This window comes from Lentzea kentuckyensis (genome assembly GCF_002150765.1).
Lineage (GTDB): Bacteria > Actinomycetota > Actinomycetes > Mycobacteriales > Pseudonocardiaceae > Lentzea > Lentzea kentuckyensis.
In genome coordinates, this window is the sequence record NZ_MUYM01000036.1 from 150,887 (window position 1) to 164,663 (window position 13,777).

The 13,777-nt window shown below is 64.2% G+C and carries 13 protein-coding genes; 9 read left to right on the forward strand and 4 right to left on the reverse strand.

All coding sequences use genetic code 11. The features are described 5' to 3' along the window. Positions 1 to 233: 233 nt before the first annotated feature. The 4 genes from B0F77_RS19030 (at position 234) to B0F77_RS19045 (ending at position 5,135) form a co-directional block, all read left to right on the forward strand. On the forward strand, positions 234 to 2,909 hold the full coding sequence (locus B0F77_RS19030) for an NACHT domain-containing protein (RefSeq protein ID WP_143466817.1): 2,676 nt from the start codon (positions 234 to 236) through the stop codon (positions 2,907 to 2,909). A gap of 572 nt (positions 2,910 to 3,481) precedes the next feature. Then, positions 3,482 to 4,171, forward strand: a complete 690-nt coding sequence (locus B0F77_RS19035; RefSeq protein WP_245848393.1) for an HNH endonuclease — start codon at positions 3,482 to 3,484, stop codon at positions 4,169 to 4,171. Further along, on the forward strand, positions 4,168 to 4,818 hold the full coding sequence (locus B0F77_RS19040) for a hypothetical protein (RefSeq protein WP_086664256.1): 651 nt from the start codon (positions 4,168 to 4,170) through the stop codon (positions 4,816 to 4,818). Before B0F77_RS19035 ends, B0F77_RS19040 begins: the two co-directional genes overlap by 4 nt. Then, complete coding sequence (locus B0F77_RS19045; RefSeq protein ID WP_086664257.1) at positions 4,815 to 5,135, forward strand: hypothetical protein; 321 nt, start codon at positions 4,815 to 4,817, stop codon at positions 5,133 to 5,135. The genes B0F77_RS19040 and B0F77_RS19045 overlap by 4 nt, the downstream gene beginning before the upstream one ends. Here the strand turns inward: B0F77_RS19045 and B0F77_RS19050 are convergent. Continuing rightward, positions 5,132 to 6,052, reverse strand: coding sequence for a glutaminyl-peptide cyclotransferase (locus tag B0F77_RS19050; protein ID WP_086664258.1), 921 nt, complete (start codon positions 6,050 to 6,052; stop codon positions 5,132 to 5,134). The genes B0F77_RS19045 and B0F77_RS19050 overlap by 4 nt on opposite strands. A gap of 456 nt (positions 6,053 to 6,508) precedes the next feature. Here B0F77_RS19050 and B0F77_RS19055 point away from each other — a divergent pair, with 456 nt between their 5' ends. The 3 genes from B0F77_RS19055 to B0F77_RS19065 all read left to right on the forward strand — a co-directional run bounded on the left by B0F77_RS19055 (position 6,509) and on the right by B0F77_RS19065 (position 8,571). Further along, entirely contained in the window at positions 6,509 to 7,396 is an 888-nt protein-coding gene (locus B0F77_RS19055) for an inositol monophosphatase family protein (RefSeq protein ID WP_143466819.1), read from the forward strand. Between the two features lie 76 nt (positions 7,397 to 7,472). Then, positions 7,473 to 7,973 (forward strand): helix-turn-helix domain-containing protein, encoded by a 501-nt coding sequence (locus B0F77_RS19060; RefSeq protein ID WP_158102758.1) that lies wholly within the window; start codon positions 7,473 to 7,475, stop codon positions 7,971 to 7,973. A gap of 247 nt (positions 7,974 to 8,220) precedes the next feature. Beyond that, the gene (locus B0F77_RS19065) at positions 8,221 to 8,571 is read left to right on the forward strand and encodes a hypothetical protein (protein ID WP_086664261.1); all 351 of its coding nucleotides are present in this window, start codon (positions 8,221 to 8,223) and stop codon (positions 8,569 to 8,571) included. Between the two features lie 207 nt (positions 8,572 to 8,778). Here B0F77_RS19065 and B0F77_RS19070 read toward each other — a convergent pair whose 3' ends face one another. The 3 genes from B0F77_RS19070 to B0F77_RS47960 all read right to left on the reverse strand — a co-directional run bounded on the left by B0F77_RS19070 (position 8,779) and on the right by B0F77_RS47960 (position 11,376). Then, the gene (locus B0F77_RS19070) at positions 8,779 to 9,045 is read right to left on the reverse strand and encodes a helix-turn-helix domain-containing protein (protein ID WP_086664262.1); all 267 of its coding nucleotides are present in this window, start codon (positions 9,043 to 9,045) and stop codon (positions 8,779 to 8,781) included. A 430-nt stretch (positions 9,046 to 9,475) separates the two neighbouring features. Then, a complete protein-coding gene (locus B0F77_RS19075; protein WP_158102759.1) occupies positions 9,476 to 10,315 on the reverse strand; it encodes an SDR family NAD(P)-dependent oxidoreductase in 840 nt (279 codons plus the stop codon). A 29-nt stretch (positions 10,316 to 10,344) separates the two neighbouring features. Next, a complete protein-coding gene (locus B0F77_RS47960; protein WP_158102760.1) occupies positions 10,345 to 11,376 on the reverse strand; it encodes a GAF domain-containing protein in 1,032 nt (343 codons plus the stop codon). Between the two features lie 417 nt (positions 11,377 to 11,793). Between B0F77_RS47960 and B0F77_RS19080 the strand changes: the two genes are divergently transcribed. Both B0F77_RS19080 and B0F77_RS19085 read left to right on the forward strand, forming a co-directional pair. Continuing rightward, complete coding sequence (locus B0F77_RS19080) at positions 11,794 to 12,684, forward strand: hypothetical protein (RefSeq protein ID WP_086664264.1); 891 nt, start codon at positions 11,794 to 11,796, stop codon at positions 12,682 to 12,684. A gap of 126 nt (positions 12,685 to 12,810) precedes the next feature. Next, complete coding sequence (locus tag B0F77_RS19085; protein ID WP_086664265.1) at positions 12,811 to 13,626, forward strand: DUF7178 family protein; 816 nt, start codon at positions 12,811 to 12,813, stop codon at positions 13,624 to 13,626. Positions 13,627 to 13,777 lie beyond the last annotated feature (151 nt).

The window sequence follows — 13,777 nt, forward strand, 5'->3', positions numbered from 1 at the left end:
AGCCGCATCCGTGCTGGTTAAGCGGCGCGGTGATACTCGTAGATGACGCTGCGGGGTGCCAAAACATGGTCCGGTGAGTCCGGCCTGGCCTATCAGGCTGCGCAGGTTCATATTGGTCGATCAAGCCGCCGAGTACTTGTCGTCGGTCAGCGGCCGTGCACGACATCGCCTTTCAGCGCGGAAACACGGCGTGGCCGACGAGGCGCGCCGACGTCCGTCGCTACGCTGTTCGGATGCCGCGCAGGTACACGGACAAGACGCTCAAGCTGCTGTTCGGGCGTGCGAACCGATGTGCCTTTCCGGGTTGCTCCACAGTCCTGGTCTTCGCCGACCGCGGCCAACTGAGCGTCGTCGTGCAGATCGCGCACATCAGGTCCGAGGCGCCCAACGGCCCACGACACGTGGCCGACTACGAAGACTTCAACTCTGAAGAGAACCTGCTGCTCCTCTGCGGAGAGCACCACAAGCCCGTCGACGACCACGAATCGGTCTACACAATCGACGAACTGCTCGAGTGGAAGCAGCGCCAAGCCGCGGAGCAAACCAGGCTCGACCTCACCGACGAACTACTCAACAAGGTCGTCGAGCACCTTGAGCACCTCGCGGACCTCATGCCCTTCAACCCGCGTATGCGCGGCCGGGCCGAGGTTCTCGACATCGCCACGCGCGAAGGACGTGCCCGGCGGACGGCACGCCTGGCTCCCTTCGTGCCCGAAGACCGACGGGCTGCGGTCGTCGAATGGATGGAGGGCCTAGACGACCCGATCACCGAGGTTCCCATCGGTTGCCTGAGAGTGCTCGTGGCGCAACTCGGAGCCGGCAAGTCCGAGCAAGCGTCTCGTTGGTGGGAAGAAGGCCTACAGGCGGCGAAAGACAGCGAGGACCACGAGATCCCGCTCTACTTCACCGCTCGAGGCGTGATCAATGATCTGACCGAGTCAGTCGTCACCAGGTTGGGCAAAGACCCGACGGGCACGTGCCGCGTTGTGATCGACGAACTCGATGGCGTATCGGCTGCCGACGCGGCGTGCATCCTCGACGAAGCACGGCAGCTGGTCCACGTGTGGCCTCAAGTCAGCGTCCTTGCCACAGCACGCCCAGGAATCGCATTGCCTCCTGAGGAGCGGATCGACCTCTCTCCGTGGCGTCCTGAGCGGGGCGACGAGTTGGTGCAACTCGTGCTTGGCGACCGCCTGCCCCACCACCTGTGGACCGCCGAAACAGCTGATCTCCTCACGAGTCCGCTCACCACGCTGGCGCTGGCAAGCCGTGTGGACGCCGGCCGGGACACCACGGTCTCTCGGTCTCAGCTGCTCGCGGACCTGGCCAGGCAGGTGGTCGAGTCGCCGGGTCACGAAGCGTCCGAAGAGACCTGGCGCGATCTTGAACTGCTCGCCGTGGCCCTTCTCGAGCAACCCCATATCGCGAAAATTGACCAGTTCCGACCGCGGCCGCGTCTACGCCGCATGGTGGCGACCGGCCTGGTCGTCGAACGCACTGGAGAGCTGACCTTCGCCCTACCGGTGTTCGAGCAGTACTTCGGCTCAGAGGCCATCTCGTCCGGGGTGGTCGACCTGCAGACCGTGGCCGCACCTGAGTCGTTCCCGAGGTGGCGTTATGCCCTGGCGTTCGCCATCTCGACAGCGGTTCCGCCAAGTCGCCAAGAGAACCTGCTGATCGAGCTGGCAAAGATCAACCCAGCCGCCACGTTCTGGATACTCGACGAGATCGCGAGCAACGACCGTAAATCGTTCAAAGGCCTTTCGGACGCGGAGGTCGCAGCGTTCCTCAAGCGCCGAGACCCCGGCGGCAGTTCCGAACCAGATCTCGCCACGAGGGCAGGAAGATGGCTTCGCGAAGCGGAGAAAGCACTCGCTCAAGGGCTTGGTCCTCTTGCGAAGTCACTGCTTCCCCACCACGACGGGGTGCCGGCTCACTGGGGAGTCTGGCTGGGAGAGGGCAGGATCACCGTGGCTCGCGCTCATCACACGGCGTCGATCCCTGAGATCACCGTGCTGAATGAGCCACATCCCTGCTTGTCGAAGGGGTGGTACAGCCGGGCCAACTTCTCCTTCCCCGCAACTGATTTCGGACGGTGGCGACACGCCCAGGAAATGCTCCAGGCCAAGCTGGGGACCGCGATCAAGAACAGAACACTGGCGGTACCTGCCTCCTCTTGGCTCGCAGGGGAGCGCGCTTACCTCCTCGGTACTTTCGTTCAGGACTATGGCGTGAGCAGGCGATCCCGTGTCGTCAACGTCTCCGGTCTCCGCAGGAAAATCGCCGCTTGGCTACAAGAGGTAGCGGGATGCGAGGGAGCCAGCTGGGAGTCCTCCGGCCGGGTGATCCACTTGGACGACCTCCACTGGCTGGAGGGCTGGCTCGCCCTGCAAGACAGCGAAACTCTGCAGCCGCCGTGGCCTGACGGTGACCTTCAGCCGATCACCAGGCGGTGGTACTGGCAGGCGTACTCCCCCGAACTCACCGCGGTCATCGCCGAAAACATGCTGCGCGAAGCCCTGATCGGGTACCGGGAGCTGGTCGAGTGCAACTTCCCCGCCTTCGGCAACGCGATGGGTCTCTACTGCCAGTTTCCCATTCACGCTGAGGCTCTCGTCGGCAGGTTCGCCGACGACAACCTCACCAATGTCGTGATGAATCTCCGGTTTCACACCGATCTTTCACCAACCGACCACCGTGTCCCGTCAGTGGACGTCACGATGGTCACCGATCCTCATTCGAGTGCCTACGAGGAGTTCGCCGAGCGACTCCAGCCGTCGACGCGCAACGTGTTCTACCAGGTAGAACAAGAGGCGTTCGTTCTACGCCTGTCCGATGATCGCGCAGCCACCACCTTGGCGTACAAGTGGCTTGCCCATGACCTACGCACGGTGGGCTGGCTCAAGTAGTGTTTTCGTTGGTGATCTCACGAGCATCACGCCACCGAGGTCCTCGCTCTCGTTCAAGCTCGCCCGGGTCGACGACCACGGCCGTGTTAGCGTGCGATCAGTCTTGCGTGAATTGCAATGGGCCGCGGACACCGAGCTTGACTTCGTGCTGCGCGACTCGACGGTTGTCATCCGCGAGCCGCCGCCAAGGTCGCCAAGCCCCGCCGTCTGCCCTTCAACCGCCGAGGTTTGCCGGCCAAACAGACCAACGAACTCGTCGACGTTGCCAACTCGACCGGCAATCTCCCCGCCCTGGACGCGTTGATCGTGCGGTTCCGCCTCGAAACCGCCGCACGGCGTGCTGCCGCCCCGAAGCGCAAGCTCCGGGACTCGACGAAGAGCAATGCCTGCCACTCCTCCAGGAGAATGGCGGCGTGTTCCGCTGGCAACCAGCGTCGCCGACACTCATTGCACACCTACTCGATCACGCGAAACGTCGTGGCTGCCTTGAGTCGGACGGCCGTGTACTGCGCAACCTCAACGGTCGTCCGATCACTGCCGGTAAGTTTCAGGAGGCCAGCAGAAGGAGTCACGTGGCAGCAAACCGGGTGAGGTTCTCCCAACCCACAAAGGACCTCTTGTGGTCGGAGTCAGGCGGGCACTGTCAGAACCCGTCTTGCCGCGCCGACCTGCACGGACTCGTGGAGAACACGCACGTCGGCGAACTGGCGCACATCATCCCAGCGAGCCCGGACGGGCCACGCGCCGCCGAGGACCCGAACCTTTCCGAGGACGACCGGGCCGTGGCCGACAACGTGCTCGTGCTCTGCCCGACCTGCCACACGATGATCGACAAGGCCCCCGGCCAGTACCCGTCCGAGTTGCTGTGGGAGTGGAAGCAGCGCGGCAAGGACGCCCGAGCGCTCGCCCACGGAACTCCGGTTCTTGCAACCAGGGCCGCGGCCCGGGCACTGGTCCAAGAGCTCCTCGATGCCAACTACGCGGTGTTCCGCTTGTACGGCCCGGTCGACGACCTCTTCGATGACGCGCGTGCCGACCAATGGCGCCGGCACCTCCGAGAGACGATCATCCCCAACAACCAGCGACTCCTTCGCCTCCTGAGTGCCAACCGCGCTTTGTTGACGACCGATGAGAGAAGCACGGCAGACGAGTTCGCCGTGCACGTCAAGGAGCTTGAGGACAGGCACCTACGAGGCGACTGGACACCAGGATCAACGAGGTTCCCAAGCCGTATGGCGACGATTCTGAAGGATGACGAATGAGCATCCGCGACTGGATGATCGGCAAGCTCCGCGAGGACTCCAAGCCAGCGGAGCCCCTTGGCGAACATGGTCTGCTCGTCCGTCGACCTGGCCGATCCGACGCCATCGGCTACTGCGTCGAGCCCGACTCGCAGACACCTTTCACCGTAGAGGCACTGCACGCAGCGGTCGACGAACTGCCCGATACCCGAATGGTGATCATCACTCGTCGACTCGTCGACCCCGACGTGTACGAGGAAGCGCGCGAACTCGGCGTCGTCGTGGACACCTTCGGTGCTTTCCGCCGCGCGGTGGACGACTTCGACGACATCAGCACATACACGCACCGGGACGAGGACTATCTTCACCGCAGGCTGTACGCCACCAGAGCCGTCACCCAGCTCAAACGCTGTGGCCAACGAGCGTGGCAGATCATCCGCACCGCCCCGCTCAGGCCGCTGACCATCGTGATCCACGACCGTTACGAGCTGACCGACGAAGACTTCGGCAGGGTGCTCGCCGAATACCCGAAGCTCGACCTAGACGCGTTCGTCATCACAAACTCCTCCGCTCAGGGATTTGGAACCCGCGTGCTGAACACCGCACGGCGAGCGAGAGTCCCGCTCTACACACTCGACGACTTTCTTCACGGGATCCGCGAGCCGTGAACCTGACCGAGCGATGGCCGATGTTCGGTGAACTGATCCGTTGCGCTGCAAGGTTTCCGCGCCTGCAGGTCTGGGCGTTCGGCTCCGCTTTGAGGTCAGACCAGCCGAACGACCTGGACGTGTTGATCATCTACCATGACCGGGCAGAGGTCGACGAACTGCGGAACATGGGCTGGTGGGAGATATCCGTTCCACCACTGGACATCATCGCGATGACCCCGGACGAGGAAGAACACTACGGCTTCATCACCGAGACCGGCGCAGTGTGCCTACATCCGCAGAACGGGACCTTCAGCTCGTCGGCCGTGCCGGACTAAGGCCTTGCCGCCAGCCGGACCTTCACCGGCCGAGACCAACCGCCGCCCGACAGCCACAATTCGTTGCGCACGCCAGGAACCGACGCGATACCACTTACGACTTCTTGCGCCACCGCTGTCGATCCAGCCAGAGCTGGAGCAAGGTCAGCGACCGCCGTCACCGCACGGGCTCCAAGGTCAATGCGTAGCAGCCAGCTGGTGTCCACGAGGTTCGCCCACACCTGACGCCTTTCACCGTCGCGCACGCACTCCAGTTCGCCAAGGCGCCTGTTCGACCACCACCCGCCGGCCACCTCGATCACGCCCTTCTCTGCGAAGGTGCCTGCGTCTCGCAGCACGAGTCGCATCGACCCTTCGCTTTGCACCAGCTGGGTTCCGTCGTCGCACAGCCCCCAGCCTTCGCCGCGGTACGACACCTGGCGCTGCTCGACCAAAGTGGACTGGTCTCGAGCGATCGCAACACCGTCCCTCAAAGTCAGCTGCCACACGATCCCCGGCCGGCCCGGACGCACGCTGACAGCGACTCCTGACATCGTGCGGCCAGGCTGATCTGTCAGCTGGATTCGCTCCGTACCGCTTGCCGCGTCGATTGCGCGGATCCCTCCGCCCTCGGATCTGTTGGTGCTCTCCAGGAGCACACCTTCGCCGTTCACGAGGCCTGTGCCGTTGTTGTCGCCGACCGTCATCTGCCCGACCACCGCGGCGGCGAAGGTTTCGACCTTCACCACTCGAGTTGAAGCGGTCGCGACCAACGTCGCTCGAGCAGGCGGAGACAGACCTCGCCCTGGACGGGCCCTCTCTACACAGGTGCACGCAGTCAGCAGGGCCGCGGCCGCAACAGTCAGAGGCAGGATGCGCGCGAGCTCCCATCTGCGACCACCGGAGAGGTCAGGGGAAATTCTGCGTAGGCGTAACATTCGAACTCCTATACCCAAACGAATGCGAAATTCCCACACAGCAGAAACGTCCCGCCACACTCGCCCAAACAATCAGGGAAACCCGGACGCCAAAGGCGCCCTGCCGCGGCAACACAAGGCCACTTCCAGCTGCTGCACCTACCGACATTCACACGAACGCATGGATCTGTCGCCGATCTAGCAGCCAAGACGTGCAAAAGTGGCAGTCCCCACTCTCGCAGGACAGCCGAGCGGGACATACGCCACGACCTCTCAGCAGGCATTCTTCCAACTCCCGGAAACTGGGACAACAGCCGGAACCACGCCGAATTCCATTGATCGAAAGAAATGCCGAACAACAGGGCTATTGGTGTAGCGTGAGACACCTCCCCTCCCCCACGGTGCATCACGACAACCTGGGCGTGCCGACGCCTTGCCGCATTGGCACGCCGATACGCACCAAAGGGGGACTTAATCGTGTTCACACACGTCGAGCGACTCACGGCATTCGCCGGACACGTTGCCGCACACGCGGCACGTCAGATCTGGTCCGACCGCCTGCGCACTGCCGGCGGGCCGTACCGAGGCGCCCGCCACACCTCGAGCGGCCTGCTTGTGCCGGCCAGCATGTCTTCGGAACACCTGACTCGCGACCTGATTGCGCTGCACCGCCCCGGAGACGCGGTACTCGACGAGAAGCCAGCCGAGTCCGGCCAAATCATGTGGATCATCGACCCGCTCAACGGCGTCGACAACTACGTCAGCGGCTTGCCCAGCTATGCGGTCTCTGTCGCGGCCGCGCTCGACGACGTCGTCCTGGCGGGCGCAGTTGCTGAACCGCACAGCCGTCGGCTCTGGATGGCGGGACTGGGGCACGGCGCGCAACTGTGCGACCCCACGATCTCCACGGACTGGCTCGAGATCCGCGTTGGATCGACTCAGCTCTTGGAAGATGCGCTGATCAGCACAGGGTTCTCTGCGGCCGCGGCGATCCGCGCGGATCAGGCCGAGCTGGTGGCGAGGCTTCTGCCTCAGGTGGCTGACCTGCGATGCAGCGGCGCGCCTGCTCTGGAGCTCTGCCACGTCGCCGCGGGATGGCTGACGGCCTACGTCGAGCACGATGTAGGCCTGAAGGCTTCCGCCGCCGGCCTTCTCATCGCGCACGAAGCAGGCGCAACCGTCCACTGGCCAGGCCATGCAGGACCAGGCGCACAACTGGGCGACCCGGTCTTCGCCGCTGCGCCAGGTATCTCCGACGCACTGCTGGAAGCACTGGCGCACGCCAGCGCCGCCTCCGTGCGTCGATCCAGCCAGCCCCCGCCTCCCAGGTCCCCGCTCACCTCCTCACCAAGCCGGACGGCGTGAAACCGAAGGGGCGCAAGCAATGCCTAGGAGAGCTATCGACGAATGCCCCAGGTTCAACCCCGAGGCGTTCCACGCCGTGCGCAAGGCCCGGATGAGCCGTCAGAGCCTCGGCCGCCAGACCAACCTGTCGCAGCAAACCGTTGTGCGGTGGGAAACCGGCGTGAGCACACCGTCTGCACGGAACCTGCGCGCCGCCGCACAGGTTCTGCAGGTCCGACCTTCAGACCTGCTCTACCCACCCAGCGGCGATCCCTCGCTTGCCGATCTGCGTATGAACCATGCACTCACCGCCGCCGAGTTGGCCGTGCGCAGCGCTACCAACCTCGGTCGTCTGCAGTTCTGGGAGCGCACCGGCAGCCTTGGCACCGCCGACGAAAGCCCGCCACTGCTGTCCGCGTTCCTGGGCCTCGCCACCGACACCATCGACCGGTATCTCCTCACGGGCCAGGTGCCCAGGACGATCACCCGCCGCCTCGCGCGGGCATTGCACGTCGAACCATTGGAGATTCAGTCCGCCTTCGACCGCACCGCAGCCCTGCACGAGGCCGTGCACCACGAACTCAGGAGTGCTGCATGATCTACCGTTCCTCGCGTTGACATAGCCAATCACAGACCGCACAGATTGCCGGCAAGGGTTCCCGCACCGGCAATCTGTCGTGCAAATAATCCGCCAGGCCAGCATTAAACAATATTCGCACCATTCGTTGACGCCAACCCACAAGCGAGCTTCTCTTAGTTCACAGAGCGAATGCGCAATCCGACCATAAAGCCTAGGAGCGCACGCTTCCACTGATTGAAATCAGGAGAGGCCAACTATGATACGCATGTCCATCAGCCGATTCACGAGCGTGCTTGCCATTGCGGCAACCATGGCCGGCATCGGCGTCGTCAACGCCCAAGCCGCAACCAACGAGCCAATGCCACAGCCCACCGCCTCCACAAAGGACTGCACGGGCTACCCGTTCTCGACGGGCGACTGGGTCAACATCCGAGCGACGCCGGGCGGCCTGCCAATCCTTGGTCAGTCCATGCGCTTCGACCACTACAGCTGGCCAAAATGGCCAGATGACTACAAGGACGACGCCTGGATGCTGACCACGAACCTCCGCACTGGCGTCCGAGGCTGGGTCTCCCTGCAATTCGTCGACTGGTACCAGCCCACCTGCATCGCATAGTCGATATGTTGATGCGCACCTAGCGTCCGGTCGGTGCGCATCAACCGATCCCAGGAAGGGCTCGCGCTCACCATGAGCGCGAGCCTTCCGTCGAACGTGGCACGAAGAGTCTGGCGACGGCGAAGCGCACGGCCGGCGAGATCCGCATACGACCGTGCGCCTCAAGTGCGTCGACGAGCTGATGGTTCGCCGACGAGGTCTGTGCCGTCAGCTCGCTATATCCGCGTGTTCGAGCTGATCGGCGATCGCGCGCATCAGCGGTCCCACCTGATAACGCCCGTCCTCGTCACGCACCAGTACCTTGTTGTCGACCAACCCCTTCAGCAACCGGTGCGTGGTGCTGATCGGCAACCCGGCGCCGGCGCTCAGGTCGGACAGCCTCTTCGATGGCTGCCCCTCGGTGAACTGCCTCAGAATGCACGCGAACCGCTCAGGAGCGCTGACCTGCGGCGACTTCTCCAGCTCTGCGTTCATTTCTGTCCTCCCCTTTGGCATGACTTCATCGCGACACGTCGGTTCAACCGTCCGCCGTGCCTTGAGCTAACTGACGTTGACGTGATCGAGAAGCAGAAGAGCTCTACGGGCGGGCCTGTGACCACGCCGAGGTACCAGTACGACAGCAACATGGCCATCACGGGCCCGTGAGCAGATGAGCGTCCGGCAGGCGGGATCCACGCCGAAGAGCGCAAGACTGCGCTGTGAGGTACCAGACGGTGGTTGCTGGAAGCTGAAGTTCGCCGAGACATGTCGATCCCCGATCGCGTTCGAGGCCAGCACAAAGCTGCCTCACCACTGCGTTTCAGGGATCAGCCCGATAGCGACAAAGCCAACCCAATCGGAATAGTCCGATTGGTCCAGCGTATGCAGTGGTCCCGATCACGTCAAACCATGTCACCGATCTGGGTCATGACCGACGGAGCTGACGCCGCACTCGCCCGAGGACGCGGCCTACCGCTGGCACCGCGTCCTGATAGTGGCCGCCGGCAAGGCGGGCGAGGATCGCGACCAGCCGAGCGTCGTTCCCCACGAACACCCGCGCCCGACGGCGTTCAGCTCCTTTTAGGACGATCGCCGCAGCTTCTTCGGGATCGGTGCGCGCAACGCGCTTCTCGAAGCCCCGGATCACCGCGTCACGGTGCTCGCCAGCCGCGAAGAGGCCGTTGCGGACGATCGAGGTCCGCACTCCCCCAGGGAAGACACACGTCACCGACACCTGGGTGGATGTGAGCTCCTGGCGCAGCGACTCGCTGAACCCGCGGACGGCGAACTTCGACGAGTTGTACGCGCTGTACCTCGGTATCGCCAGTAGGCCGAAGGCGCTTGAGAACGTCACGATCCGGCCGGCCCGCGAGCTCACAACGGCTGGAAGATGTGCCTTGACCGTGTACATCAGCCCCCGCCAGTTCACCGACATGACGCGCTCGATGTCCGCGACGTCGGAGTTGAGCAGACTGCCGCGGTGAATGATCCCGGCGGCCGCGAACACCGAGTCGACGCCACCCAGCGCGGAGGTTGTCGCGGCGGCAGCTGCCTGCACACCGCTCCAGTCCGTCACGTCGACTACCTGGGCCAGCACCTGTGCGCCGATCGCTTCACAGCGGTGAGTGACTTCCTCAAGACCATCAGCGTCGTGATCAAGCAGCGAGAGCCGAGCTCCACGTCGCGCGAGCTCAACAGCCAGAGCTCGGCCGATCCCTGCCGCAGCGCCGCTGATCACCGCGACCTTGCCCTCGAAGCAGCTCACGATCCAGCACCTTCCCCGCGGCGAGCAACTCAGTCGACCTTCCCATGATCGGCGAGAGTCAGAGTGACGAGCGCCGCGGTGGTGTGTTGATCCAGCGCGATGAGCGCAGCGGATACCGCTACTTTCAGCCACTCTCCGTCCTCCCTGCGGAACCGCAGAACGCCGTCCGCCCGTCCGCTCGACGCCAGTTCCTTCGACAAGCCGACCGCGCTGCGCAGGTCCTCGCGGTGAATCGCTGGGTGGTGTGGTGAGTCCAGCGTCCACGCGAGCCCCGGCATGGGGCTGTCGAGCCACTTCAACAGCCTCATGGTGCGCAGGTCGGCGATCGCCCGCCATCGTCCGGGCGTTGCCTCCGCCGCGACGATCTGCTGAGCGAGCAGAACCGGCGTGGGAGGCGGCGCGGTCGGCACGCTTTCCGCAGGTCCGATGTCATGGGTGATTCCCCGGACGATCAGCTCAACCCTGCCGCCAGGAGTTTTCACCTCAATACACCGGCACGCGAAGTGCACTGCACGCCGAACACCGTCGTCCCGGTTCACGGTCCACGTGGCCAGGTGCTCCGCACCCGCAGTCGCCCTGACGATGAGCGCCAGCGCCTTGGCCTCGTCGGCGTTCGTCGTAAGCCGCTGGTAGGCGAACAGCTCGGCCAGGTCGTGCTCGTTTCGCCACCTGTCCGGTCTAGTCCCGTACAACCGCAGCAGGTCGTCAGACCTGCTGCTGACGTGCAACGTGAGGTTGATGTGCCAGGCACCAGCAGGATCGCGGGGCGGCGGATCCTCGTCCAACGGCCCCACCCACAGGTACACCCCGTGGACCAGCCCGCCGTAGGCGAGCAACGGGTGCCCGATCACGCGGCGTTTGCCCGTGGTCGTCCGGGCCTCAACTGACTGGCGCCCTTCAACTATGCGAGCAGTGACGCCGAGTACGTCGGCGAGGAACGGCCCTCGGCCGAGCACGGAACGAAGCGGAACCATGTTCTTCGGGTTGCTTCCTACAGCGAGCACCGTCGGCTCGCACCGAGAACCCCCGAAGGTCTCGACCAACAACCAGTCGGCCGCCATCGCTCCGTCCCCCCGGTCGAAGATTGGCCTGCTCAGGCAGGCTAACTCCGCGACCGGTTCCACGCTTGGAGCTTCTCCAATGCGCTCGCGGCGAGGTCGCGAAATCACGCGGTCGAGTGAGTACTTAAGTTGGCTCCCAGTCCATCAGAAACCGGCTTCGGGATCAGTCGCACTGGTATCAGGTCTACGGGCTGGTTGAGGCAGATTCCCGGTGTTGTCCCGCGTGCGGCGGGCGACCCACACGATGCACCGTCCCACCGAGAAGCTCAAGCCCAAAAGAGGGGCTTGCCCTTCTCGGCGCGCCAGTGCGTTTCGTGTGCGCCCGCCGCACGCGGGACAACACCGCGGTGTGTGGTGAATGAGCGCGTGCGTCGCGGGTGTTGAAGCAGATCTTCCTCCGCCACAAGGAGTTTCGTCATGGCTAACGTGCCGGAACCGGACCTGGAAGTGCACTGGGTGCACACCGGCATCCTCGCGCCTTACTCGTTCTCGATCAACGGACTGGCCACGGCGGAACACGACCGCGGCGTCGCCTTCAGCGCCGAACTCGTACACCCGGAGCACGGCGTGGTCGGTCGCATTACCAACAGAGGTTGCGGCGACGACACCGAGTTCACCTCCTACGACGCCGCATCGTTCGGAGACCGAGAGCTCACGCAGTTTCTGCAGCAATGCCACCAAGACAACGAACCCATGCACGCCGACACCCTGCACGTCCTTCTCGACGAGATCATCTACGAGGCCGAGACCGCTGGCATCGTGGCCAATGCCCGCCGGGACAACCAGTTTCTTGTACGGAGCTACCTCCCCCGCCGCTCGGCACTCTGGGGGCCCGAACGAGGCGACCCGCTCGTCTGCCGACAGATCGTCCTGCGCCAGCAGGCTCGCGAACGACTGGCAGCCAAGCTGTCCAACCATCCGGCTTATGGTCTCGACGACGAGTCCGCGTACTGGCAGATGTTCGACGGCGTCGAGTGGACTCCGCTGCTCGGTCGCTCGCCCCTGACCGCGCTCGAGCACGAGACCAGGATTCGCAGGGCTGAACAACTGACCCGCGCGCTGCCCGACCCGGACGTCTACTACTTCGCCGTGCCGTTCAGCGACGATCTGTTCCTGTTCGGCAAGCCTGGCAAGCGCTTCATGCTCATCGGCGATCGCAGCAACGTGATCCACTCCGACGAGTGGTGCCGGTGCACCACGAGGAGGCAGCGCACCGTCCGGTTCGAACGGTGGCGCCTGACCGGGCGGGACGAGTCCGGCGTCATCCACGCCGCCAGACACTGCCGACGCCTCGTCCACATCGACTAGTTCGTCGCATCGGCACGTCTGCAAAAGGCCGGCCGCGTTCCTGAGGGAGCGCGGCCGGCCTTTTGCCGTGCGCACTCAAACCAGACCCCGTCAGTTTTCATGAATCGAACGCGAGGAACTGACAACATGACTCCCGCTTGCGACCATCCGTGGTTCCAGATGCACCCAGTTACTCCCGAAAACATTGTGCGGCACTACGAGCTCGCAACGTCCGGCGAGATCGAACGAAGCATGCGTTGGTACCGAGACGCCAATCATGTCGCCGTAACCATCGCGGACGGCGACGCCCATCTTGGCGCAGGCATGGTGGCCATCTATTCGCCTCAGCAGGGCTGGATCGAAAACATCCTCACTGCAGCACGTGTGCTCCAGGAGCGGAAGGGGATCGGCGGCCCCGGCTCTGGAGCGTTCGCGTCTGCGCTGCAGAAGCGTGTTGCCGATCGACTGCTGGCCGGTGAGCGATACGAAGACCTCCTCACCGGTCCGAAGATCCGCGACTTCGCCCACCTCATAGAGCACGGCGGCGACAAAGATCCGGAAGATCCGCATGTCGTGGTCGACAGGCACGCCATCTCCGTCGCGATCGGACACCCGGTCACCACCGAGGAGTACGGCGCGGCACCCCTCAAGGGGGCCAAGCGCCGCGACGGTTCGATCAGCCGTCGGCACTACGACCACGTCGTCGATCAGTACCGGTCTGCTGCGGAACTGACGACCGCCAGTTCCGGCCGCCTTGTCGCAGCGCATCAGGTCCAGGCCGTTACCTGGCTCGTCCGGCAACGACTGAATCAGGAAACCGAGCAGCAGCGCGGCCTCAATCCGCTCGACAAGGCGCGAAATCGAGCCCGCGCCAACTCCGAAGAGGCATGGCAAGCCTTCAGGGAAATCCACCTACCCGAGCTGGCTGTTTTTCCAGGCACTGGCTATTTGTCCGTCGCGTAGCGCTCGAACCTCACATCCGCACCCGGAAATTGAACCTCACTGCGCCAATGGAGCGAAAGGGAGCAGCACTATGTCGCAGGACCGCCAAGCCGCCGAGTCGGCGCGTGCAGAACTCGCCAGGGAACGGGCTCGCGCCGACTCGTTCGAGATG